17 protein-coding genes and 1 riboswitch are annotated in these 23,962 nt (G+C 68.1%); of the genes, 13 read left to right on the top strand and 4 right to left on the bottom strand.

Annotated features, from left to right (window positions below; translation table 11 throughout):
- The first annotated feature begins 77 nt into the window (after positions 1-77).
- Genes AC5LXX_RS23115 through AC5LXX_RS23090 form a run of 6 tightly spaced genes read left to right on the top strand, consistent with a single transcriptional unit; the run spans position 78 to position 6,933 of the window.
- Entirely contained in the window at positions 78-638 is a 561-nt protein-coding gene (locus tag AC5LXX_RS23115) for a GNAT family N-acetyltransferase (RefSeq protein ID WP_124447385.1), read from the top strand.
- A 58-nt stretch (positions 639-696) separates the two neighbouring features.
- Entirely contained in the window at positions 697-1,644 is a 948-nt protein-coding gene (locus AC5LXX_RS23110) for an ABC transporter substrate-binding protein (RefSeq protein WP_493413330.1), read from the top strand.
- A gap of 52 nt (positions 1,645-1,696) precedes the next feature.
- The gene (locus AC5LXX_RS23105; RefSeq protein ID WP_493413329.1) at positions 1,697-2,746 is read left to right on the top strand and encodes an LLM class flavin-dependent oxidoreductase; all 1,050 of its coding nucleotides are present in this window, start codon (positions 1,697-1,699) and stop codon (positions 2,744-2,746) included.
- 10 nt (positions 2,747-2,756) lie between these two features.
- Positions 2,757-4,109: an LLM class flavin-dependent oxidoreductase gene (locus AC5LXX_RS23100; RefSeq protein ID WP_322083918.1), complete on the top strand. Its 1,353-nt coding sequence runs from the start codon at positions 2,757-2,759 to the stop codon at positions 4,107-4,109.
- 60 nt (positions 4,110-4,169) lie between these two features.
- Complete coding sequence (locus AC5LXX_RS23095) at positions 4,170-5,966, top strand: amino acid ABC transporter permease/ATP-binding protein (protein WP_493413328.1); 1,797 nt, start codon at positions 4,170-4,172, stop codon at positions 5,964-5,966.
- Between the two features lie 34 nt (positions 5,967-6,000).
- Positions 6,001-6,933, top strand: coding sequence for an ABC transporter substrate-binding protein (locus tag AC5LXX_RS23090; protein ID WP_493413327.1), 933 nt, complete (start codon positions 6,001-6,003; stop codon positions 6,931-6,933).
- A gap of 70 nt (positions 6,934-7,003) precedes the next feature.
- On the opposite strand, the gene AC5LXX_RS23085 is transcribed toward AC5LXX_RS23090, so the two are convergent.
- On the bottom strand, positions 7,004-8,098 hold the full coding sequence (locus tag AC5LXX_RS23085; RefSeq protein WP_493413326.1) for an LLM class flavin-dependent oxidoreductase: 1,095 nt from the start codon (positions 8,096-8,098) through the stop codon (positions 7,004-7,006).
- Positions 8,099-8,159: 61 nt separating this feature from the next.
- Complete coding sequence (locus tag AC5LXX_RS23080; protein WP_493413325.1) at positions 8,160-9,128, bottom strand: ABC transporter substrate-binding protein; 969 nt, start codon at positions 9,126-9,128, stop codon at positions 8,160-8,162.
- Between the two features lie 297 nt (positions 9,129-9,425).
- Between AC5LXX_RS23080 and AC5LXX_RS23075 the strand changes: the two genes are divergently transcribed.
- From AC5LXX_RS23075 to AC5LXX_RS23065, 3 genes are all read left to right on the top strand, one after another.
- Positions 9,426-10,343 carry an alpha/beta hydrolase family protein gene (locus tag AC5LXX_RS23075; protein ID WP_493413324.1) on the top strand — a complete coding sequence of 306 codons (918 nt, stop codon included), beginning with the start codon at positions 9,426-9,428 and terminating at the stop codon, positions 10,341-10,343.
- Positions 10,340-10,771, top strand: coding sequence for a MarR family winged helix-turn-helix transcriptional regulator (locus AC5LXX_RS23070; protein WP_493413323.1), 432 nt, complete (start codon positions 10,340-10,342; stop codon positions 10,769-10,771). The genes AC5LXX_RS23075 and AC5LXX_RS23070 overlap by 4 nt, the downstream gene beginning before the upstream one ends.
- A 454-nt stretch (positions 10,772-11,225) precedes the next feature.
- Positions 11,226-12,671: a sialidase family protein gene (locus AC5LXX_RS23065; protein WP_493413322.1), complete on the top strand. Its 1,446-nt coding sequence runs from the start codon at positions 11,226-11,228 to the stop codon at positions 12,669-12,671.
- A gap of 68 nt (positions 12,672-12,739) precedes the next feature.
- Here AC5LXX_RS23065 and AC5LXX_RS23060 read toward each other — a convergent pair whose 3' ends face one another.
- Positions 12,740-13,246, bottom strand: coding sequence for a 6,7-dimethyl-8-ribityllumazine synthase (locus tag AC5LXX_RS23060; protein ID WP_493413321.1), 507 nt, complete (start codon positions 13,244-13,246; stop codon positions 12,740-12,742).
- Between the two features lie 66 nt (positions 13,247-13,312).
- Positions 13,313-13,469, bottom strand: a riboswitch (FMN riboswitch).
- A 365-nt stretch (positions 13,470-13,834) separates the two neighbouring features.
- On the opposite strand from AC5LXX_RS23060, the gene AC5LXX_RS23055 reads away from it, so the two are divergent.
- The 3 genes from AC5LXX_RS23055 (at position 13,835) to otsA (ending at position 19,806) form a co-directional block, all read left to right on the top strand.
- Positions 13,835-15,916 carry a TonB-dependent receptor gene (locus tag AC5LXX_RS23055; RefSeq protein WP_493413320.1) on the top strand — a complete coding sequence of 694 codons (2,082 nt, stop codon included), beginning with the start codon at positions 13,835-13,837 and terminating at the stop codon, positions 15,914-15,916.
- A 466-nt stretch (positions 15,917-16,382) separates the two neighbouring features.
- Entirely contained in the window at positions 16,383-18,002 is a 1,620-nt protein-coding gene (locus AC5LXX_RS23050; protein ID WP_493413319.1) for a methyl-accepting chemotaxis protein, read from the top strand.
- 397 nt (positions 18,003-18,399) lie between these two features.
- Entirely contained in the window at positions 18,400-19,806 is a 1,407-nt protein-coding gene (otsA, locus tag AC5LXX_RS23045; protein ID WP_493413318.1) for an alpha,alpha-trehalose-phosphate synthase (UDP-forming), read from the top strand.
- A gap of 39 nt (positions 19,807-19,845) precedes the next feature.
- Here the strand turns inward: otsA and ftsH are convergent, their stop codons facing one another.
- A complete protein-coding gene (ftsH, locus tag AC5LXX_RS23040) occupies positions 19,846-21,822 on the bottom strand; it encodes an ATP-dependent zinc metalloprotease FtsH (protein ID WP_493413317.1) in 1,977 nt (658 codons plus the stop codon).
- 455 nt (positions 21,823-22,277) lie between these two features.
- Here ftsH and AC5LXX_RS23035 point away from each other — a divergent pair, with 455 nt between their 5' ends.
- Entirely contained in the window at positions 22,278-23,942 is a 1,665-nt protein-coding gene (locus tag AC5LXX_RS23035; RefSeq protein ID WP_493413316.1) for an acid phosphatase, read from the top strand.
- Positions 23,943-23,962 lie beyond the last annotated feature (20 nt).

Here is a 23,962-nt window from a genome sequence, read left to right as displayed (position 1 = left end):
ATAACGGAACAGACCGGACGGGCAGCGTGCCCGCACCCCGCCAGGAACGTCCGCATCGCGCGCCCTTCGCGATGCCCATGGCCACGAACGACCGCATCATCGACACGACGCCGCTCGACGTCCGCGCGCAACCGCTGATCGACGCGCTGATCGACGAATATTCGACCCGTTACGACGCATACCGCCCCGACAGCCGCGCGTCCGCCCGCGACGAACTCGCGCGCTACCCGGCCGAACTGTTCGCGCCGCCCGAAGGCGCGTTCGTGCTGCTGCTGCGCGACGGCGAAACGATCGGCGGCGGCGCGTTCAAGCGCTACGACGCGCAGACCGCCGAACTCAAGCGCATCTGGACACGCACCGACCTGCGCCGCCAGGGCCTCGCGCGGCAGATCGTCGAAGCACTCGAACTGCGCGCCGCGCAGCAGGGCTACCGCCGCCTCTACCTGACCACCGGCTTTCGCCAGCCCGAAGCGTGGGCGCTCTACGACCGCACCGGCTATACGCGGCTGTTCGATTCGTCGGTCGACCCCGAAGCGTATTTCCACCTGCGCTTCGGCAAGGATCTCGTCGATCCGTCGCGCACGTCGACGCTGGCCGACCTGTGGGCGCCTTTGCCCGAACCGGTGCTCCCGCGCTGACGGCGCGGCGCGCGACGCCTCGCCACTCACCTTCCGCTTTCCCCGACAGGACGTTTTCATGCAACGAGCCGTATCGCTTTCCTCCCGTACCGTGCGCACGCTGGCTGCCGCGCTGATCGGCCTGACCGCCTTCGCCGCCGCGGCAGCGGCCGCGACGTTCGACCTGAGCCCCGAGCAGCGCGGCCGTCCGCGCGGCACGGCCGACGCGGCGGTCGAGCGCGCGGTGCCCGCGTCGTTCAAGTTCGCCGAACCCGGCACGCTGACGATCGGCATCGCGCCGAGCCTGCCGCCGATCAGCTCGTATGCGACCGACGCGCGCACGGTGATCGGCTTCGACGCCGACATCGGCCAGCTCGTGTCCGACAGCCTCGGCCGCAAGCTGAAGATCGTCGCGCTCGCGTGGGCCGACTGGCCGCTCGCACTCGAATCGGGGAAAGTCGACGCGGTGATCTCCAACGTCACCGTCACCGAGGAACGCAAGCAGAAGCTCGATTTTTCGACCTATCGCAAGGACCAGGTCGGCTTCTACGTACGCAACGACAGCAAGATCCAGGCGATCCGCGAACCCAAGGACGTCGCGGGGCTGCGCATCGTGACCGACGCCGGCACCAACCAGGAAAAGATCCTGCTCGCGTGGGACCGCGAGAACGTCGCGCACGGGCTGAAACCCGTGCAGTTCCAGTACTACGACGACCAGGCGATGCGCATCGTCGCCGTGCAGTCGGGCCGCGCCGATGCGGTGTTCAGCGTGAACTCGGTGCTGGCATACCAGAGCGCGCAGCAAGGCAAGACGCGGCTCGTCGGCGCGATCAGCGGCGGCTGGCCGCGCACGGCCGACATCGCGATCGCGACGCGTCGCGGCAGCGGGCTCGCCGAGCCGCTGACCGTCGCGCTGAACGGGCTGATCAAGACCGGCCGCTACCAGCAGGTGCTCGACCGCTGGAACCTCGCGTCCGAAGCGATCGACCAGTCGCGCACGAATCCGCCGGGACTGCCGAAGAGCTGAGCGCCGCGCGCACCCGTCGTCCATCCACGCTTACGCAGGAACGCCGCCCATCATGTCTTATTCGCTTTCGCTGCTGGACAAGAGTCCGATCGCCGACGGCGCGACCGCCGCCGACGCGCTGCGCTTCACGACGACGCTCGCGCAGCGCGCCGAACAGCTCGGCTACGAACGCTTCTGGGTCGCCGAGCATCACGGCACGCCGGGCTTCGCGAGCTCGGCGCCGGAAGTCGTCGTCGCGCACCTGCTCGCGCATACGTCGCGCATCCGCGTCGGCTCGGGCGGCGTGATGCTGCAGCACTACAGCCCGTTCAAGGTCGCCGAGACGTTCAAGCTGCTGTCGGCGCTCGCGCCCGGCCGCGTCGATCTCGGCATCGGCAAGGCGCCCGGCGGGCTGCCGCTGACCACGCGCGCGCTGCAGTGGTTTCACGACAAGGCGCGCAAGCCCGACTTCGCAGGCCAGCTCGCGGAGCTCGACGCGTTTCTCGGCTGGGGCGTCGCCGAAGATCATCCGCTGGCCGGCGCGGTCGCGACGCCGGTGCCGCCGCAGCCGCCCGAACGCATCCTGCTCGGCGGCTCGCCGGACAGCGGCGCGCTCGCCGCGCGCAACGGCTGGCGCTTCTGCTACGCAGGCCATTTCAACGGCGACGATGCGAATCTCGAACGCTCGCTCGATGCGTACCGCAGCGCCGGCGGCGCGAAGCCGCTCGTCGCGCTGTATGCGGTCGCCGCGCCGACGCGCGACGAAGCCGAGCAACTGATCGGGCCGCTGAAGATCTTCAAGCTGCAGCTCGCGGGCGGCCAGAGCTTCAATCTCGCCAGCGCGCAGGCAGCCGCCGAATTCGCGCGGCAAAGCGGCGCGTCCGACTACCGGATCGACGAGTTGCGCCCGACGGTACTCGCCGATACACCCGAGCGCATCCACCGCGCGCTCGACGCATTGAGCCGGCGGCTCGACGTCGACGCGTTCGTGATCGATTCGCCGGTGACCGACTACGCGGCGCGGCTCGCGTCGGCCGAATGGCTCGGCGGCGCGCTGTCGGCCACGCCGTTGCAGACGGCCCTCGCGGCCGACCGCTCCCTCTCCCCTGACCAGAACGCGTGACATTCCCATCATGACGACCCGACGATCGATCCCTTTCGGCCTGATGCTGCAAGGCGCAGGCAGCCATATGAACGCGTGGCGGCATCCGAGCAACCCGCCCGACGCGAGCATCAACCTCGACTTCATGATCGGCGTCGCGCGCAAGGCGGAAGCCGCCGGCATCGCGTTCGCGTTCGTCGCGGACGGCCTCTACATCAACGAGAAGTCGATCCCGCACTTCCTGAACCGCTTCGAGCCGCTGACCGTGCTGTCGGCACTCGCGGTCGCGACGAAAAAGATCGGGCTCGCCGGTACGATCTCGACGTCGTACAGCGAGCCGTTCACGGTCGCGCGCCAGCTCGCGTCGCTCGACGCAATCAGCGGCGGCCGCGCGGGCTGGAACGTCGTGACGACGCCGCTCGAAGGCACCGCGAAGAATTTCGGCAAGGCGCACCCCGATCACGAACTGCGCTACGAGATCGCCGACGAATACCTCGAGGTCGTGCAGGGCCTGTGGGACAGCTGGGACGACGACGCCTTCGTGCGCGACCGCGCGACCGGCCGCTTCTTCGATCGCGACAAGCTTCACACGCTCGATCACCGCGGCCGTTTCTTCCAGGTCGCGGGGCCGCTGAACATCCAGCGCTCGCCGCAGGGGCAGCCGGTGATCTTCCAGGCCGGCTCGTCCGACACCGGGATCGGGCTCGCGGGCAAGTATGCGGATGCCGTGTTCACGCATTCGCCGTCGATCGAGGAAACGGCCGCATTCACGCAGCGCGTGAAGCAGAGCGCGATCGAGCACGGCCGGCAAGCCGGCGACGTGAAGATCTTCCCCGGCGTCGGGCCGATCGTCGGCCGCACGGCCGCCGAGGCGGAAGACAAATACCAGGCGATCCGCGACCTGCTGACGATCGACGAGGCGCTCGCGTACCTCGGCCGCTATTTCGATCATCACGATTTCACGCAGTACGCGCTCGACGCGCCGTTCCCGGAACTCGGCGAACTCGGCCGCAACAGCTTCCGCTCGACCACCGACCGGATCAAGGCCGACGCGAAACGCAAAGGTCTGTCGTTGCGCGAAACGGCGCTCGCGGTCGCCACGCCGCGCCCGAACTTCATCGGCACGGCCGAGCACGTGGCCGACGAGCTGATCCGCTGGCACGATGCAGGTGCCGGCGACGGCTTCATCCTCGGCTTTCCGGTGCAGGCGCAAGGCGTCGACGATTTCGTCGAACTCGTGATTCCGGTGCTCGAGGCTCGCGGCCGCTACAGCCGCGACCTGCCCGGCGCGACGCTGCGCGACCACCTCGGCCTGCCGCGCAAGGCTAGCCGCCACGCGGCGCCCGGCGCCGCGCACGAAACGGCGGCCGAAGCACACGCCTGACGCCGCCGCGCCGCCCGTGCGCGGCGCGCCCGCCCGACCGATTCGAGGATTTCCAACGCCATGAGCGACACGACCCATCTCGGCGGCGCGCTGCCGCCGCTCTCTTCCCCCGTCGCGCGCGACGCCGGCACGCGTTTGCGGATCGTGCCCGCGCGCCACCGGTCGCGCACGGCCGGCACCGTGCTCGCGCTCGTGCTGATCGCGATCACGCTGCATTCGATCCTCGGCAACCCGCAATGGGGCTGGCCGGTATTCGCCGAATGGTTCCTGTCGCCGCCGGTGCTGTCGGGGCTCGCGCGCACGCTGGTGCTGACGCTGCTGGGTGCGGTGTTCGGCTTCGCGCTCGGCGCGTTCGTCGCGCTGGCCCGGCTGTCGCGCTCGCGCCTGCTGTCCGCGAGCGCCTGGACCTTCGTATGGCTGTTCCGCTCGATCCCGCTGATCGTGCTGCTGCTGATCCTGAACAACCTCGGCTACCTGTACGAACACGTGCGGCTCGGCGTGCCGTTCACCGACATCGTGTGGTTCGAGGCGCCGACCACCGACCTGATCAGCCCGTTCCTCGCGGCCGTGCTCGGCCTCACGCTGAACCACGCGGCGTTTTCCGCGGAAGTGATCCGCGGCGGCATTCTCGCGGTCGACCAGGGGCAGCTCGAAGCCGCCGCCGCGCTCGGGCTGCCGCGCGGCCGCCAGACCACGCGGATCGTGCTGCCGCAGGCGATGCGCGCGATCCTGCCGACCGCGTTCAACGACCTGATCACGCTCGCGAAAGGCACGTCGATGGTGTACGTGCTCGCGATGCCCGAGCTGTTCTACACGGTGCAGGTGATCTATCGGCGCAACCTCGAAGTGATTCCGCTGCTTATGGTCGCGACCGTCTGGTACCTGATCATCCTGACCGTGCTGTCGGCGATCCAGGTGCAGGTCGAGCGGCACTATGCACGCGGCGCGCTGCGCAACCCGCCGCCGTCCATGCTCACGTTCGCGCTCGTGCGCATCGGCGCGCTGTGGCGGCGTGCCGCGTCGCGCCGCGCGACGTCGATCGCGCGAGCCGAAAGCGATGCCCTTGCCGATGCCGCTGCCTCCGCTGCGCCGCGCACCGGCGGCGAAGTGGCCGTGCACGGCGTGTCGAAGCAGTTCGGCATGCAGCGCGTGCTCGACAACGTGTCGTTCGTCGCGCCGCGCGGCAGCGTGACCGTGATCGTCGGGCCGTCCGGCTCCGGCAAGTCGACGCTGCTGCGCACGATCAACCATCTCGAACGCGTCGACGACGGCTATATCGACATCGACGGCGAACTGATCGGCTATCGCCGCGACGGCGACGTGCTCCACGAGCTGAAAGAGCGTGACGTGCTGAAGCGGCGCACGGCCGTCGGCATGGTGTTCCAGAACTTCAACCTGTTCCCGCACCTGACGGTGCTCGAGAACCTGATCGAAGCGCCGGTCGCCGTCGGCGGCGTAACGCGCGACGCGGCCGAGCGCACCGCGCGCTCGCTGCTCGCGCGTGTCGGCCTCGCGGACAAGGCCGATGCGTACCCGCGCCAGCTGTCGGGTGGACAGCAGCAGCGCGTCGCGATCGCACGAGCGCTCGCGCTGCGGCCGAAGGTGCTGCTGTTCGACGAGCCGACGTCCGCGCTCGATCCCGAACTCGTCAACGAAGTACTCGACGTGATCAAAGAACTCGCGCGCTCGGGCACGACGCTCGTGATCGTCACGCACGAAATCGGCTTCGCGCGCGAAGTCGCGGACACCGTGCTGTTCATGGAGCAAGGGCGCATCGTCGAGGCCGGGCCGCCGGCCGTCGTGCTCGACGCGCCGTCGCATCCGCGCACGCGCGCATTCCTGTCGCGGGTGCTGTGATGCGCGCCGCTTCCGACCTGCGAGGGACCGCACGATGACCGATCGTCGCCAGTTCATCTCGGCCGCGCTGGCTGCGGCAACCGTCCTGCCGTGGCAGGCCGCGCACGCGGCGGCGGCCACCGCCGATCTCGACCCGCGCCAGGCGGGCCGCCTGCGCGCGGCACGCGACGACGCGGCGATCCGTGCCGCAGCCGCCTACCGCTGGGTACGCGATGGCGCGTTCACGGTCGCGATTTCGCCGCATGCGCCGCCCGTGTCGACCTACGCGACCGACGCGCGCACGGTGGTCGGCGCCGATCCCGACTATGCGCAATTGGTCGCGGACGCACTCGGCCGCACGCTCGTGCTACTGCCGATCGCGTGGGCCGACTGGCCGCTCGGGCTGACGTCCGGCAAGTACGACGCGGTGATTTCGAACGTCGGTGTCACCGAAAAGCGCAAGGAGAAGTACGACTTCACGACCTACCGGCTCGGGCTGCACGGCTTCTATGTGCGCACCGCCAGCCCGATCGCGAGCATCGCCGAGCCGAAGGACGTCGCGGGCCTGCGGATCATCACGGGTGCCGGCACGAGCCAGGAGCGCATCCTGCTCGAATGGAGCAAGCGCAACGTCGCGCAGGGGCTGAAGCCGGCCGAGCTGCTCTACTTCGACGACGATGCCACGGCGCGCGTCGCGCTGCTGTCGGGCCGCGCCGATGCGGAGCTGAATCCGAACGCGTCGCTCGCGTACGAGGCCGCGCGCACCGGCAAGATCCGACGCGTCGGCGTCGTCAATGCGGGCTGGCCGGCCAATGCCGACGTCGCGATCGCGACGCGTCGCGGCAGCGGGCTGGCACCGGCGCTGACGCTCGCGACGAATGCGCTGATCGGCAGCGGCCGCTACGGGCAGGCGCTCGCGCGCTGGGGTTTGCAGAGCGAGGCGATTGCACGCGCGGAGACCAATCCGCCGGGGCTGCCGTCGTTCTGACGAATGAAGGCAAGCGCCCCGGCATGCCGCGAGGGACATGCCGGGGCGATTCAGCGTGCGGCTCGTTCGTCTACGCCGGCACGGCCGCCTGATGCCGGTCGAGTTCGGCGATCTGCGCATGGATCGCCGGAATCAGGTCGCGCCCGTAGGCCAGCGCATCGTCGAGCGGATCGAAGCCGCGAATCAGGAACGTCGACACGCCGAGCCGGTAATACGCGCCCAGCGCCCGTGCGACCTGTTCCGGCGTGCCGACCAGCGCGGTCGAATTCCAGCGCGCGCCGGTCAGGTTCGCAACCCCCATCCACAACCGCTCGTCGAGCACGTCGCCCTGCGCGGCGGCCGCCATCAGCCGTTGCGAGCCCGCATTCTGCGGCGCGTGCCCGGCGATCGGCTGCCCGTTCGCGACGCGCGCCGCACGCACGCGCTCGCGGATCGCCTCGGCCTTCTCCCATGCGGCAGCTTCCGTATCGGCAACGATCGGCCGGAACGACACGCTGATCCGCGGCACGCGGCCGAACGGCGCGGCGGCGGCCCGCACGCGCGCAATCTGCTCGCGCACCGCGTCGAGCGGCTCGCCCCATGTCATGTAGACGTCCGCATGCTCGCCCGCGACCGCCAGCGCGGCCGGCGACGATCCGCCGAAATAGATCGGCACGTGCGGCTGCTGCGCGCTTTTCACGAGCGGCGACGCGCCGCGCAGCCGGTAGAACGCGCCGTCGTGATCGACCGGCGCATCGGCCAGCCAGATCCGCTTCAGCACGTCGAGATATTCGCCGGTGCGGCGGTAGCGCGCATCGTGCGGCACGAAATCGCCGTCGCGCTGCAGGTCCGTATCGTCGCCGCCCGACACGACGTTCAGCGCGAGCCGGCCGCCGCTGAACACGTCGAGCGTCGCGATCTGGCGTGCGGCGGCCGACGGCACGATCACGCCCGGCCGGTGCGCGAGCAGGATGCGGATGCGCTCGGTCGCGGCGGCCGCGAACGACGCGACGATGAAGCCGTCCGCCGCGTTGCTGAAATGGCCGACCAGGACCTGATCGAAGCCGGCGGCCTCGTGCGCCTGCGCGAAGCGGCGCACGTAGTCGGGCTGGACGGCCGCGCCGCCCGGTACGTCGACCTCCGCGCCGGGCGTCGCGGTGATCATGCCGATGATGTCGACTGGCATGTCGGGATGTCCTCGGGTACGTCTATCGGGAATCGGGGAAATCGTCGGAACGGCCGCACGGTCACTGCGCGGCTGCCGTCTTCTGCGCCGGCACGGCGAACGCGCCCGCATACGAGCGGTCGAGCAGCTTCGCCGTGTCGTACGCGTTTGGAATCACGCCGGCCTTGTGCAGGAAGTCGGCCGTGTTCTGCGCGTCCTTCGCGGCCGTGTCGTCGACCGGGCCGACGCGCTGCTTCGCGTTGTTGAGCCAGCGATACGCGACGTCGGGCTCGAGCTTCGCGCGCTTCGCCCACAGGTCCGCATACTCGCGCGGGTGGTTGTCGACCCACTGGCGCGCGGCCACCACGCGCCGCAGGAAATCGGTGATCTCGGCGCGCTTGTCCGACGCGGCCTGCTCGTTCGCGGCGACGAAACTCAGTGCGGGCATCAGCCCCTGCGCGGTCGTCACGGGCCGTGCGCCCTGCCGCAGCGCAAGCGTGCTGACGAACGGCTCCCACAACGACACGGCGTCGACCGAGCCGTTCGCGAACGCGTTGGTCGCATCGATCGGCATCAGGTACGCGTACTTGACCGAATCGGCGCGCAGGCCTGCGTGTTCGAGCGCGCGCAGCACGAGTTGCTGGCTCCACGCGCCGCGCCATACGGCGATGGTCTTGCCCTGCAAGTCGGCCACGGTGCGCACCGGCGAATTCTTCGGCACCAGGATCGCGACGCCGTCGAGGCTTTGCCGCGATACCGCGACGACCTTCACCGGCGCGCCGCGCGCGGCCAGCGTCAGCAGTGCTGAATCGCCGAGGAAACCGACGTCGATCGCGTTGCCGTTCAGGCTTTCGGCAACGGGTGCGGCGGCCTGGAAGTGCTTCCACTCGATCGTGTAAGGCAGGTCCTTCAATGCGCCGGACGCCTCCATCGAGGCCTGGATGTTGAAGTAGTTCTGCTCACCGACGCGCAGCGTGACGGTGTCCTTGGCAATGCCCGGCTGCGCGGCAAGCGCCAGCAAGAGCGCCGTGACGATTCGGCTCGACAACATGATCTCCCGGAAGGTTGGCGGGCGGCCGCGTGATGGCGCGGCCGCGTGGTCCGCCATGCGCGACGGCCGGCGGAACGGATTGAACCGGTGAAGATACGTCGATCGGCTTCATGAGACAAACGCAATATTCTGCTTTGCAAAGATGCAAATATTTTATGACGCGAATTCAGACGCACTGTGCGCGGACCGGTCTCGGCCGTCTGCCGTTCGAATGAATCCTCGACAGATATTTCGTGCGCGAAATAAATCCCGGACTATATTTCGCATACGAAACAACTCCCCGGAACGAGGATGGCCATGACCGCCGAACCCATCGAGTTCTCCGCCGCCGACGGTTACACGCTGCACGGCACGCTGTGGTCGCCGGACGCCGCGCCGCGCGCGCTGGTGCTGATCCATCCCGCGACGGCCGTGCCCGAGCGGCTGTATGCGGGCTTCGCGCGCTTCCTGACCGAACGCGGCTTCGCGGTGCTGACCTACAACTACCGCGGCATCGGCGCATCGCGGCCCGCCCGCCTGGGGGCGCTGAAGGCCCGCATGCGCGACTGGATGGAGCTCGACGTGGGCGCCGCGACCGCATGGGCGCGCCAGGCGCATGAAGGGCTGCCGCTGCTGGCGGTCGGCCACAGTGTCGGCGGGCATGCAATCGGGCTGTCGGGCGCCACCACGCACCTGCGCGCGGCCGTGCTCGTCGCCGCGCATGCAGGCAGCACGCGGCTGATCGCGCAGGCGGCCGAACGCCTGAAGGTGCGGCTGATCCTGCGCGTGCTCGGCCCGCTGACGTCGGCGCTGCTGGGTTACGTCCCCGGCAAGCGGCTCGGGCTCGGCGAGGATCTGCCGGCCGGCGTGTTCCGCGAATGGAGCCGCTGGACGACGCTGCCGCACTATTTCTTCGACGATCCGACGCTCGAAGCGGCCGAGCGCTTCTCGAAGCAACGGCTGCCGATCCTCGCACTCGGCTTCGACGACGATCCGTGGGCGAACCCGGCTGCGATCGGCCTGCTGGTAAGCTATCTGACCCGCGCGAAGGTCGAACGCCGCCAGATCGATCCGCACGCGGCGGGCAGCGGCCCGGTCGGGCACATGGGCTTCTTTCGCAGCCGGCCCGGCACCGTGCTGTGGCCCGATGTCGCCGACTGGCTCGCGCAGGCACTCGACACGCCACGCACCGCGGGCCGCCCCTCCCTTTCCATTGCAGCCGGGAACCCAGCTTGAGCGAAGACCGACGACTGTTTTTCATGTTGAACATCGGCCAGCGGCGCGTGCAGCGCTGGATCGACCGCAGGGCCGAAACCGAGACGCGCGCGAGCGCCGCGCAGGCCGGCGCGCTGTTCTGTCTCGCGAAGCAGGATGGCGCGCTGATCGGCGAAGTCGGCGCCGCGCTGCAGCTCGCGCCGTCCGCGATGACGGGCCTCGCCGACCGGATGGCGAAAGCCGGCCTCATCACGCGTCATGCCGATTCCGACGACGGCCGCGCAACGCGGCTGTACCTCACCGATGAAGGCCACGCGGCGCTCAAGCGCGCACGCGTGCTGCTGCGCGAACTGAACGGCAAGCTGTGCGACGGGTTTTCCGACGACGAACTCGATGTCGTCGCGCGCTGGTTGCACGCGTTGCAGGACCGGTTCCCGGCGGAGCGCTGAACGGCACGTCGCCCGCCGCGACCGACTCGCGCCGGCATCAATCGAAAGCGATTGCGATTCGTGTTTTCGATTCGATTTTCATGTCGTCGCGACGGCAAAATTTGCGTTGCCGACACACGCCGCCGGCAACGCTTTCCGGCTACCGACTGTTACAAAAAACTGCCTGTCGCGCGGCATTCGAATCACCTACATTGCAATCCACTTCGACACATTCGTCGCATGCCCGGACTGGCCTTCCCGTCGGGTCGACATCGCAGACACACCCGACAAGCAATCAGAATGAAGAGGAGTCTTAACCGACGTGCTGGCGGGTTCCAGCGCACGCGGATTGCGATCGCTGAAGCGGCATCCTGAACGACACGCAGCAACGCGCGCGGCACGATTCGCCGCGCCCCGGCTCGCGTGGCCGCCTCGTGCCGTGCCTTCGCAGCCGCACGTCAACGAGGAGCAGTCCATGCGACGCACGATCGTGTCCCCTTCGCTTGTCACCCGCCTGTCCGCCGCGATGGCAATGGCCGCCGCTGCCGCGGCGCACGCCGAGCCTGTCGTCGTGTCCGGCCCGAGCCCATTCGCCGCGTGCACCATCGGCGGCCCCGGCACCAACTACGTGAATGCCGAAGTGGAACCATGGCTCGCGGTCAACCCGGCGAACCCTACGAACATGATCGGCGTGTGGCAGCAGGACCGCTGGTCGAACGGCGGCGCGCACGGGCTCGTCGCCGGCTACACGTTCGACGGCGGCGCGACCTGGGCGCGCACGCCGCAGCCGTTCAGCGCGTGCGCGCCGGGCGGGCTGAAATACGAGCGCGCGTCCGATCCGTGGGTGTCGTTCGGGCCGGACGGCACCGCGTATTCGGTGTCGATCTCGTTCAACCAGTCGAACAACAGCAACGCGGTGGCCGCGTCGGTCTCGACCGACGGCGGACAAACCTGGAGCAGCCCGGCCGTGCTGATCGCGAACGACGAACCGACGACGCAGTTCTTCAACGACAAGGAATCGGTGACGGCGAACCCCGTGAAGGCCGGTACCGCCTACGCGGTCTGGGATCGTCTCGAACTGCCGAACGGCAACCCGTACGCGAACCTGCACACGAAGGCGTACCGCGGGCCGACGCTGTTCTCGAAGACGGCCGATGGCGGCAAGACGTGGAGCACCCCGAAAGTCATCGTCGACGTGCCTTCGCGCCAGCAGACGATCGGCAACCAGATCGTCGTCGATCCGAAGAGCGGCACGCTCTACGATTTCTTCGACCTGATCCAGCCGCCGTTCAGCAAGGCGGCCGGCAAGGTCGCGTTCATCAAGTCGACCGACGACGGCGCGACGTGGACGAAACCGCAGGTGATCGCGGGGCTGCAGACGGTCGGCGTCACCGATCCGAACACCGGCGAACCGGTACGCACCGGCGACATCATTCCGGAACCCGCGATCGATCCCGCATCGGGGCAGCTCTACGTGGTGTGGCAGGACAGCCGCTTCAACGGCGGCAAGTACGACGAGATTGCGGTATCGACGTCGAAGGATGGCGGCGCGACATGGAGCACGCCGCAGCAATTGAACACGCCGACCGGGCGCCCCGCGTTCAATCCGTCGGTGCGCGTCGACAACACGGGCGCCGTGATGGTCACCTACTACGACTTCCGTGACCTGCTGGCCGGCAACACGACGACGCTGCCGACCGGCTTCTGGCGCAAGATCTCGCACGACGGCGGCACGACGTTCGCCGACGAGCGGCGCGTCGGCGGCCCGTTCGACATGAAACTCGCGCCCAACGCCGAAGGGTTCTTCATCGGCGACTACCAGGGGCTCGACGTGCTCCCGTCATCGTCGTTCCACCCGTTCTTCGTGCAGACCAGCGCGGGCAACCTGACGAACCGCACGGACGTGTTCTTCGCACCGTAAGGCGACGCCGGCCGCCATGCCGCCGCGCGACACCCTGCGTCGCGCGGCGGCATGCGCACCGCAATGCGTCAAGCAGCCTGCGGAATCGCGGCGACCACGGATTCCGCCTTCAGCGCGGCGACCTTGCCGATCGTATCGACGCATGCATGCGCAAGTTCCGCGCCCTTCACGAGGAAGTGCTCGTGGAAGTAGGCGACATGCTCGGCGCCGTGGAAATGATGCGGCGTCAGCACAGCCGACAGCACCACCACGCCGGTTTCGAGCTGCACCTGCATGAGACCGGAAATCACCGCCTGCGCGACGAAGTCATGGCGATAGATGCCGCCGTCGACCACCAGGCCGGCGCACGCGATGGCCGCGTACTTGCCGGTGTTTGCGAGCAGCTTGGCATGCAGCGGAATCTCGAAGGCGCCTGCCACTTCAAAGAAATCGCAATCCGCCCGGCTCAGGTTCGCGTTGGCGAGCCCGTCGACGAACGCGTTTCGGCACTGGTCGACGATCTCCTTGTGCCAGCACGACTGGACGAAGGCGATACGCGGCGCGGCAGTTTGGGAGGGGGAAGCAAGTTGGGTCATCGATGGGTCCTGTGTGAGTTGAATGGGCGCACAGGGACAAGCCGCGTACCTTGCGTACGCAACGAACCCCGCTCTCTCTCATCCGGACTTTGACCGTCGGCCCCGGAATCGAACCGGGTCTGCTGACCTTGCCGTGCACATGCGTGCCGGCAAGCGCTCGCGGGCTACGCGCAATTGCGCGATTACCGCCGGTGGGGAATTTCACCCCGCCCTGAGAACGTTCGCGGCACATCGGCCGCGCCGGAAATCTATCACAGTCTCGTCGTGTTGGTGCTTCAACGTCGCCGCTCGCGTCATGCGCCCGACGCGCCCCCGGTCGTTTCCCGCACTCCCCCCTCCGCTCCAGCCGCCGTTTTCACCGATCCGACAGAAACCCGACGGGAACCTCCCGGCCGGCTTGGAATTTGAAATGATATAACATATCATTTCGGGTGCTCGTTCGCCTGACGCCGTTCCACCGTGGGTGGCCGAGTCTCGCCGAGCGATGTTCCAGCGGGTCACTGCGCGTCAGTGACGCAACAATATATCGTATCAAAACGTGATCCGCATCGCTCGTTATCCGATCCGATTCCAACCGATTCACCGACCATGCGCGACCTCCCTCGTTTACCGCTTCGCCCGCTCTCGCCCCTTTCGCTGATGCTGCTCGCCGCCGTCGCCCATGCGCAGACCGATACCCCCGCGTCGTCGAACCCGCCACTGCCCACCACCTCGCTCGCACCGATCTTCGTGACCGCTAACCCGCTCGGCGACACCGAGCTGATCGCGCCGACCGTGCAGCTCTCCGGCGATGCGCTGACGCGCCGCCAGGCCGATTCGCTCGGCGAAACGCTCAACGGGCTGCCCGGCGTGTCGACCACGACCTACGGGCCGATGGTCGGCCGCCCGATCATCCGCGGGATGGACGGCGACCGGATCCGGCTGCTGCAGAACGGCGTCGCGGCCTACGACGCGTCGTCGCTGTCGTATGACCATGCGGTGCCGCAGGATCCGCTGTCGATCGAGCGCGTCGAGATCGTGCGCGGCCCGGCCGCGCTGCTGTACGGAGGCAACGCGGTGGGCGGCGTGGTCAACACGATCGACAACCGGATTCCGCGCGAAGCGATCGAAGGCGTGACGGGCGCGCTCGACGCGCGCTACGGCGGCGCGAATTCCGTGCGCGCGGGTGCCGCGCAGGTCGAAGGCGGCAACGGCCGCTTCGCATTCCACGTCGACGCGTTCGACCGCGAAACAAGCAAGCTGCGGATTCCGGGCTACGCGCGCAGCAGCCAGCAACGTGCGATCGACGGCCCCGACACGCCGCAGCCGGAAGGCAACGTGCCGAACAGCGACGGCCGCGTGCACGGCGGCGCGGTCGGCGCGTCGTACACGTGGGCAGACGGCTTCGCGGGCCTGTCGTACAGCGGCTATGAATCGAACTACGGCTCGGTCGCGGAAAGCGACGTGCGGCTGCGGATGCGCCAGGAACGCCTTGCGTTCGCGTCCGAGGTGCGCAACCTGAGCGGGCCGTTCACGAAGCTGAAATTCGATTTCGCGTACACCGACTATCGCCACAAGGAAGTCAACAATGGCGAGACGGCGACCACCTTCCGCAATCGCGGCTACGAAGCGCGCATCGAGGCACGGCATCGCAAGATCGGCCCGTTCGAAGGCGCGATCGGCGTGCAGTTCGGCCAGAACACGTTCTCCGCGCTCGGCGACGAATTGCTCGTGCCGTCCACGCGCACGAACAGCGTCGCGCTGTTCGGCCTCGAGGAATGGCAGGTCGTCCCCGCGCTGAAGCTGAGCCTGGGCGGCCGCTTCGAGCACGTGAAGGTCGACCCCGATCCGGCCGGCGTCGAGAAATTCGCGGGCGCGCAGCCGCGCGACTTCAACGCGGGCAGCCTGTCGGCCGGCGCGCTGTTTTCGCTGACACCGGTATGGTCGGTCGCGGCGAACGTCGCGTACACCGAACGCGCACCGACCTTCTACGAGCTGTATTCGAACGGCCCGCACGACGCGACCGGCCAGTTCCTGATCGGCAACCCGAACGCATCGAAGGAGAAAGCCGTGTCGACCGACCTGTCGCTGCGCTATGCGAGCGGCCCGAATCGCGGCAGCGTCGGCGTGTTCTACAACCGCTTCTCGAACTACCTGACCGAGTACAACACGGGCCGCGTCGTGGACGGCGACGGCGAACCCGTCGCGCCCGGCACCGACGGCTCGCTGAACGAGGCGATCTATCGCGGCGTGCGCGCCGAGTTCTACGGCGTCGAGCTGGACGGCAAATGGCGCGCGTTCTCGCGACGCGGCCACACGGTCGACCTCGAACTGACGGCCGACTACACGCATGCACGCAACGTCGACACGGGCCAGCCGCTGCCGCGTATCGCGCCGCTGCGCGCGACGCTCGCGGCCGACTATGGCTACGGGCCGTTTGGCGCACGCGCACAGGTCACGCACGCGTGGTCGCAACATCGCGTGCCCGACAACGACTTCTCGACGGACGGCTACACGTCGCTCGGCGTGATGCTGACCTACAAATTCCGTGTCGGCCCGACGCATTGGCTCGCCTACCTGCGCGGCGACAACCTGACGAACCAGGAGATCCGCTATTCGACGTCGGTCGTGCGCGGCTTCGCACCCGAAGGCGGCCGCAGCGTGATGGCCGGGTTGCGCACTACGTTCTGACCCTTGTACGGCTCGCGGCGCCCGCCGCGGGCCGGTCCGGCGCGCCGACACGGCGCGCCCGTTTTCGTTTACCTGCCCATCGCGCCAATCAAGCGGCGCACGCCGGACATCTGTATCGGCGCCTCCCGTGATTCACCGAAAACGAAATTCCAGCATTCATCCATAAATCGAAACGAAATCATCAGACAATTATTATAAATAAGATGGTTTTTGTTTTTACCAATAAAACCGGTTTCAAATTCCACATATAAACCCTTGAATCACGGGCGACAGGCGATTTTTTGATCAGAATCAAGAACGCCCGCCGGATAACGCTCTCAGCGCCAGAAAAACTAATATCAGGGTTTTCGAAGGGTAAAGAATCATCTCGCATACCCGTTAATGCGGGCACGAGCCCGTATCTGGTCGAACAATAAAATCCATTTGCCAACCACACGCGCAGAGGCACATCGTGAAAATCGCCAGAATGAGCATCAAAACAAAACTCCTTGGCGGCTTCGGCCTGCTCGCCGCGGTCGTCGTAATCGTGTCGGGCGTGGCCCTCAAGGCACTGTCCGATACGAATGCCGAGTTTTCACGCTACATGAACGGCATCAACGCACGGGCGAACCTGTCCGCGCAAATCCGCACCGCGGTCGACCGACGCGCGATCGCCGCGCGCAACCTCGTACTCGTGACCAAGCCGGCCGACGTCGAGGCCGAACTCGCCGACGTGAACCAGGCGCACAAGGACGTGCAGGAGCATCTCGCGAAGCTGAAGGACATGATGGCGAACGCGACCGATACGTCCGATCGCGCACGCGAGCTGGTGGGCGACATCGTGCGCATCGAAGGCAGCTACGGGCCCGTCGCGCTGCGCATCGTCGGGCTCGCGCAGGCCGGCAAGAAGGACGAAGCGACCGCCGACATCGACGACAATTGCCGCCCGCTGCTCGCCCAGCTGGTGCGTGCGACCGATGCGTACGCGGCCTACACGCATGAACGCGAGCTCGCGATCGCACAGCAATTCGCCGACCGCTACGCGATGGAGCGCAACCTGCTGGCCGGCATCTGCCTGATCGCGGTCGTTGTCGCCGCCGCCGGCGGCCTGTGGCTGACGCGCAAGATCACGGTGCCGATCGGCTCGGCCGTGGACGTCGCACGCACGGTGGCGGACGGCGATCTCGGCAGCCGCATCGACGTGAGCGGCAACGACGAAACGCGCGACCTGCTCGACGCACTGCGGACGATGAACGAGCGGCTGATCGGCATCGTCGGGCGCGTGCGCGATTCGTCGAACAGCATCGCGCATGCGGTGAGCGAGATCGCGTCGGGCAACCTCGACCTGAGCCAGCGCACCGAGGAACAGGCCGCGTCGCTGCAGGAAACCGCCGCGACGATGGAAGAATTCACGTCGACGGTGCGGCTGAACGCGGAGAACGCCCAGCAGGCGAGCACGCTCGCCGCGAACGCGTCGGACGTCGCGCAGCGCGGCAGCTCGGTGGTCGGCCGCGTGGTCGACACGATGACGGAAATCGGCCAGAGCTCGTCGAAGATCGCCGACATCACGGGCATCATCGAAGGCATCGCATTCCAGACCAACATCCTTGCGCTGAACGCGGCCGTCGAGGCCGCACGCGCGGGCGAACAAGGCCGCGGCTTCGCGGTCGTCGCGAGCGAGGTGCGCAGTCTCGCGCAACGCTCGTCGACGGCAGCGAAGGAAATCAAGGAGCTGATCTCCGCGTCGGTGCAGACGATCCAGGACGGCTCGGCGCTCGCGGGCGAAGCCGGCAAGACGATGTCCGACGTGACGCAGGCCGTCGCGCGCGTGACGGACATCATGGGCGAGATCGCGGCCGCATCGGCCGAACAGAGCCGCGGGATCGACCAGGTCAACCTGACGATCACGCAGATGGACGAGACGACGCAGCAGAACGCGGCGCTCGTCGAGCAGGCCGCGGCTGCATCGAAGTCGCTCGAGGCGCAAGGCCGCGAGCTGTCCGAAACGGTTGCTGCATTCCGGATGCCGTCCGGCACGCACGCGACGTCGCCGGGTGCGCATGCGCATGAGGCCGGCACGCATCACTGGCAGCCGGCCGTCGTGTAACCGATACCGATACGGCCGCGAGACGGGGAAGCGTATGCTGTTCCGCTTGCCCGTCTGCGGCGCAACCGTGCGGGTTCTGCGCACGCCGTTGCGCACACTGCGTTTGCCGCCTCGCGCAAATTTCGATCCCGCCCGGATATCGCGTGTTGCCATACCGCCGTCATGGAAATCGCGCTGCATTCCCACCTGCGCCGCTCGCCGATCCAGACTTTTAAAACGAGCGAATGACGAGTATGCTTAAAAAAGCACTCCCCGTTCGGACGGCGAATCGCGTGCCCTGACTCCCGTCCGTTCGCATTGCGGCCCCATCGCATCGCGCACTGCGCGCCGATGGCGGCGTCTGCTTCTCGCGCCTTGGCCGCACGAATCTTTCCCCCAACAATCGTCAGGAGAGCTGGTGAGCCGACTCGTCGTCGTATCCAATCGCATCGCAGATCCCCGTAAGGCCGCGGCCGGCGGCCTCGCGGTCGCCGTGAAGGACAGCCTGCAGGAAACCGGCGGCGTATGGTTCGGCTGGAGCGGCAGGCTACGCGGCGGCGACGATCAGCCCACGCATGGCGACGACGTGCAGGTCCAGAACGTCGGCGGCATCCAGCTCGCGACGATCGACCTCGATCCGCAGGACTACGACGCGTACTACCTCGGCTATTCGAACAACGTGCTGTGGCCGGTATTTCACTACCGGCTCGATCTCGCGCAGTTCGACCGACGGTTCGCCGACGGCTACCGGCGCGTGAACCAGTTGTTCGCGCGCAAGCTGCGCACGCTGCTGCGGCCCGACGACACCATCTGGGTTCACGACTACCAGCTGATTCCGCTCGCGGCCGAATTGCGCGCGATGGGCTGCACGAATCCGATCGGCTTCTTCCTGCACATCCCGATGCCGCCGCCGCCGATCATGGCCGCGATCCCGGAGCACGAATGGCTGATGCGCTCGCTGTTCGCGTACGACCTCGTCGGCTTCCAGACCGAATCGGACCTGCTTCACTTCGAGCATTACGTCGAAGCGGAAGCCGGCGCCGCGCGGCTGCCGGACGGCCGCCTGCAGGCGTTCGGCCGCACGCTGTCGGCCGGTGCATTCCCGATCGGGATCAACGTCGACGAATTCGAGTCGCTCGCACGCGATCGCGACGGCCTCGACATGTTCGAACGGATGCGCGATGAATATTCGCGCCGTCAGCTGCTCGTCGGCGTCGACCGGCTCGATTACACGAAGGGCCTGCCGCAGCGCGTGCATGCATTCCGCCAGCTGCTCGAACAGTATCCGGAGAACCGCAACCGCGCGACGCTGATCCAGATCGCGGCGCCGAGCCGCGAGGATCTCGGCGCATACGACGATCTGCGGCGCGAGATGGACAGCCTGTGCGGCGCGATCAACGGCGACTACGGCGAGCTCGAATGGATGCCGATGCGCTACATTCACCGCACCGTTGCACGCAAGCGCCTGCCGGGCCTGTATCGCGCGAGCCGCGTCGCGCTCGTCACGCCGCTGCGCGACGGGATGAACCTCGTCGCGAAGGAATTCCTCGCCGCGCAGGACGCAGCCGATCCCGGCGTACTCGTGCTGTCGCGTTTCGCGGGCGCGGCCGAGCAACTGAAGTCGGCGCTGCTCGTCAATCCGTACGACACGCAAGGCACCGCGCAGGCGATCCAGCGCGCGCTCACGATGCCGCTCGAAGAGCGCCGCCAGCGTCATTCGGCGCTGATGGCGATCGTGCGCAAGACCGACGTGCACTGGTGGCGCACGCGCTTTCTCGACGCACTCGCCGAAGCGGCCGAAGTCGCGGCCGCAGCCGAATCGTGACGCGCTGACGCACGCCGCCAGCAGGTCGGCGCGACGCGTTCAGCGATCGGGCTCGCGCGGCCGCCCGTACGAGACGAAGTCGCGTTCGACCGCGGAGGCCTGTTCCGTCTCGATCGCCCCGCCACGCGCGCCGGCTTCGTCGCCGGGTGCCGCCGACGTGGCGGACGGCGGCTCGATGCCCCCGTCGATCAACGTCTGCAGCGCGTCGCGCTCGAGCACCTCGCATTCCAGCAGCCGTCGTGCGATGCGTTCGAGCGCATCGCGACGCTCGCCGAGCGTCGCCGCGACTCGCGCATGCGCATCGGCCAGCAGCGTGCGCACTTCGTCGTCGATCATCCGTGCCGTGTGCTCGCTGCAGCGACCGTCGCCCGGATGCCACGCGCCGGGCATGCCCTGGCGCGCATCGCCGTCGTCGAACGTCGCGAGTCCGATCTTCTCGCTCATCCCGTACTGCATGACCATGTGGCGTGCCATCGCGGTCGCGCGTTCGAGATCGTTCTGCGCGCCGGTCGAGACGTCGCCGAACACGAGCTCTTCAGCGACGCGCCCGCCGAGCAGCGCATCGATCCGGTCGAGCAGTTCGCTCCGGCGCAGCACGTATCGATCCTCGGTCGGCACCTGCTGCGTATAGCCGAGCGCGGCGACACCGCGCGGAATGATCGACACCTTCTTCACCGGGTCGCAATGCGAGCGGCTTTCCGCGACGAGCGCATGGCCGGCCTCGTGATACGCGATGGTCAGCTTCTCCTGCGCGTTCATCACGCGGCTCTTGCGTTCGAGGCCCGTCAGCGCGCGGTCGATCGCCTCGTCGAAGTCGGCCATGCCGATCGCGGGCTTGCCGAGTTCGGCCGCATGCAGCGCGGCCTCGTTGACGACGTTCGCGAGATCGGCGCCGACGAAGCCCGGCGTGCGCGACGCGAGCTCGCCGAGGTCGATGTCGGCCGCGAGCTTCACGCGCTTCACGTGAACGCCGAGAATCTGCCGGCGACCGTTCACGTCGGGCCGGTCGATCGCGATGTGGCGATCGAAGCGGCCCGGGCGCAGCAGCGCGGGATCGAGGATCTCGGGACGGTTCGTCGCGGCCATGATGATCACGCCCGAGCCGGCCTGGAAGCCGTCCATCTCGACGAGCAACTGATTGAGCGTCTGTTCGCGTTCGTCGTTGCCCGACATCGGGCCGACGCCGCGCACCTTGCCGAGTGCATCGAGCTCGTCGACGAACACGATGCACGGCGCCTTCTGCTGTGCCTGCTCGAACAGGTCGCGCACGCGCGCCGCGCCCACGCCGACGAACATCTCGACGAACGCCGAGCCGCTGATCGAGAAGAACGGCACGGCCGCCTCGCCGGCCACCGCGCGCGCGAGCAGCGTCTTGCCCGTGCCCGGCGCGCCCACCACGAGCACGCCCTTCGGGATCTTGCCGCCGAGCCGCTGGTAGCGGTCGGGATTGCGCAGGAACGCGACCAGCTGCTGCAGCTCGGCCTTTGCTTCGTCGATGCCCGCGATGTCGTCGAACGTGATGCCGGTTTCCTGCTGCACGTACACGCGTGCGCGGCTCTTGCCCATCCCGGTGAAATCCTGCAGCCCGCCGCGCTTGCGCAGCATCATGTTCCACACGAACACGAACAGCACGAGCGGCAGCAGCCACGACGCGAGCCCGGCGATCCAGCCCGTGTCGGGCGTGCCGTGATAGCGGATGCCGGCGGCGGTCAGCGTGTCGGTCAGGCGCTCGTCGGTCACGCGGTTGGTCGTGAAGCGCCACGGTGCGCCGACCTGCTGCACGGCAGCCGCTTCGGATGCCGGCAGCATCGTGCCGGCCTGCGGCATCTTCAGCGTGCCCGAGATCGACGCGGGGCCGACCTCGAGATCGTCGACGAGCCGTGCGGCGACGAGCTTGTGGAAATCGCTGTACGCGATCGATGCCGACGTCGGATGCAGCATCAGCAACTGCGCGGCGAACAGCACGAAGAAGCCCGCCGCGATCAGCAATCCCGGGTAGTCGAATTTCCTGTCCATGACATCGGGCCGGCCTCGTGTGCTGCGCGGCGTGCGCTCACACGGGCACGCGGCATCGGCGGCCCTGCGAAAACGGCATCCATCCGCGCCATCGTCGCCTCCCTGTGTCGCCTCGTTTCGTCGCATCGACGACGCCGCGGCGACGCCATCGGCCGGCGCCGCCGGGCGATCCTCGCCCGGGCGGCACACCGCGACGCGCCGCCCCTGCATCCAGTCTAGTTCGCGCGCGCACGTCCCGCATCGCCCGCCGCACGCGTCGATACATCCGACGAACGGCTTTCATTCGCGGCACGCAGCGCGTTATAGTCGCATTCGTGACATTTTTATGACAATTCGATTGCCCGCGCTTGCCGCGCCGTGCCCGGCATTGCATGCCGTCACGCATCGCGGCAGCCTGAGCGGCGCCGCCGCGCATCGAACGACACCGCCCACCCGACATTCGAGGAGCCCACGACGTGACCGACACCCCCGATCGCCCCGACGACCTTCCCGCCGATCCCGACCGCCGCCGCGTACTCGGCGGCCTCGCCGCACTCGGTGCCGGTGTCGCGCTCAGCGGCTGCGAAACCACCTCGGGCAGCGCGCCGCGTTCGGCCGCCGACCTGCGCATCGACGAAGCGTTGCGCCAGCGCGTGCGCCACATCGTCGTGATCTACGCGGAAAACCGCAGCTTCGCGAACCTGTACGGCGATTTCCCCGGCGTGCAGCATCCGCTGAGCGAAGTGCGGCCCGAACACGCGCAGCAGCTCGACCGCGACGGCAAGACCCCGCTGCGCGTGCTGCCGAAGATCTGGGGCGGGCTCGTGCCGCAGGCGCAGGAAGTGGACGGCAAGCGCTACGCGATCGCCGAGCGCGACATCGACAAGCTGCCGAATGCGCCGTTCCGGATCGCCGACGCGCAGGGCAACCCGCTGCCGAACGGCGTAATCACGCGCGACCTCTGGCACCGCTTCTACCAGAACCAGATGCAGATCGCCGCCGGCCGCAACAACCAGTTCGCCGCGTGGGCCGATTCAGGCGGCCTCGTGATGGGTCATTACCGCAACTCGGCCGATTCGCTGCGGCTGTGGAACCTCGCACGGCAATACACGCTGTGCGACAACTTCTTCATGGCGGCTTTCGGCGGTTCGTGGATGAACCACATGTTCCTGATCTCCGCGCAGCCGCCGCTGTATCCGGACGCGCACAAGCATCCGCATGCGGCGAAACTGCTGTCGAAGGTCGAAGGCGACGATCCGGCCGGCACGCGCCTGAAGCTCGCCGACGATTCGCCCGCGTCCGCGCTCGACGGCCCGCCGAAGTTCGCGGTCGACGGGCCGCTGACGCCGGACGGCTATGGCGTGAACACGATGGCGCCGCCGTACCAGCCGAGCTACGTGCCGCCGCCCGATCCGGGCAACGCGGCGTATGCGGACCCGGCCGACCATCGCGTGATGCCGCCGCAGGGCTATGCGACGATCGGCGACCGCCTGTCGGAGAAGAACGTCGACTGGGCGTGGTACAGCGGCGCGTGGCAGTACGCACTCGAGCACCGCGACACGGGCACCGTGCCGGATTTCCAGTACCACCACCAGCCGTTCAACTACTTCGTGAACTACGCGCCGGGCACGGAAGCCCGCCGCCGGCACCTGCGCGACGCGGGGCTCGGCGACGAGCCGTCGACCAACCGCTTCATCGCCGACATCGACGCGGGCCACCTGCCTGCCGTCACGTTCTACAAGCCACAGGGCAACCTGAACATGCACGCGGGCTATGCGGACATCGAATCGGGCGACCGCCACATCGCGACCGTGATCGACCATATCCGGCGCGGCCCGCAATGGGAAAACACCGTGATCGTGATGACGCACGACGAGAACGGCGGCTGGTGGGATCACGTCGCGCCGCCCGTGGGCGACCGCTGGGGCCCCGGCTCGCGGATTCCGGCGCTCGTGATCTCGCCGTTCGCGAAGCAGGGCTTCGTCGATCACACACTGTACGACACGAACTCGATCCTGCGCTTCATCAGCCGCGTGCACGGGCTCGCGCCGCTCGACGGCGTGGTCGTGCGCGACAAGGCGTTCGCCGCACGCGGCGCGACGCCGCCGGGCGACCTGACGAACGCGCTCGATCTCGGCTGACCGCCAGTCAGACGCCTGAC

It is taken from the genome of Burkholderia torrens, from assembly GCF_984668525.1.
The sequence above is the reverse complement of the archived record's forward strand: the minus strand, read 5'-3'. Positions and strand labels throughout refer to the sequence as shown.

Bases quoted from the DNA above. Each gene is read 5' to 3' on its own strand.
- AC5LXX_RS23105 (WP_493413329.1), top strand. From the start codon at position 1,697: ATGTCTTATTCGCTTTCGCTGCTGGACAAGAGTCCGATCGCCGACGGC.
- AC5LXX_RS23065 (WP_493413322.1), top strand. From the start codon at position 11,226: ATGCGACGCACGATCGTGTCCCCTTCGCTTGTCACCCGCCTGTCCGCC.
- AC5LXX_RS23055 (WP_493413320.1), top strand. From the start codon at position 13,835: ATGCGCGACCTCCCTCGTTTACCGCTTCGCCCGCTCTCGCCCCTTTCG.
- AC5LXX_RS23100 (WP_322083918.1), top strand. From the start codon at position 2,757: ATGACGACCCGACGATCGATCCCTTTCGGCCTGATGCTGCAAGGCGCA.
- AC5LXX_RS23080 (WP_493413325.1), bottom strand. From the start codon at position 9,128: ATGTTGTCGAGCCGAATCGTCACGGCGCTCTTGCTGGCGCTTGCCGCG.
- AC5LXX_RS23110 (WP_493413330.1), top strand. From the start codon at position 697: ATGCAACGAGCCGTATCGCTTTCCTCCCGTACCGTGCGCACGCTGGCT.
- AC5LXX_RS23115 (WP_124447385.1), top strand. From the start codon at position 78: ATGGCCACGAACGACCGCATCATCGACACGACGCCGCTCGACGTCCGC.
- AC5LXX_RS23050 (WP_493413319.1), top strand. From the start codon at position 16,383: ATGAGCATCAAAACAAAACTCCTTGGCGGCTTCGGCCTGCTCGCCGCG.
- ftsH (WP_493413317.1), bottom strand. From the start codon at position 21,822: ATGGACAGGAAATTCGACTACCCGGGATTGCTGATCGCGGCGGGCTTC.
- AC5LXX_RS23085 (WP_493413326.1), bottom strand. From the start codon at position 8,098: ATGCCAGTCGACATCATCGGCATGATCACCGCGACGCCCGGCGCGGAG.
- AC5LXX_RS23060 (WP_493413321.1), bottom strand. From the start codon at position 13,246: ATGACCCAACTTGCTTCCCCCTCCCAAACTGCCGCGCCGCGTATCGCC.
- AC5LXX_RS23090 (WP_493413327.1), top strand. From the start codon at position 6,001: ATGACCGATCGTCGCCAGTTCATCTCGGCCGCGCTGGCTGCGGCAACC.
- AC5LXX_RS23075 (WP_493413324.1), top strand. From the start codon at position 9,426: ATGACCGCCGAACCCATCGAGTTCTCCGCCGCCGACGGTTACACGCTG.
- AC5LXX_RS23095 (WP_493413328.1), top strand. From the start codon at position 4,170: ATGAGCGACACGACCCATCTCGGCGGCGCGCTGCCGCCGCTCTCTTCC.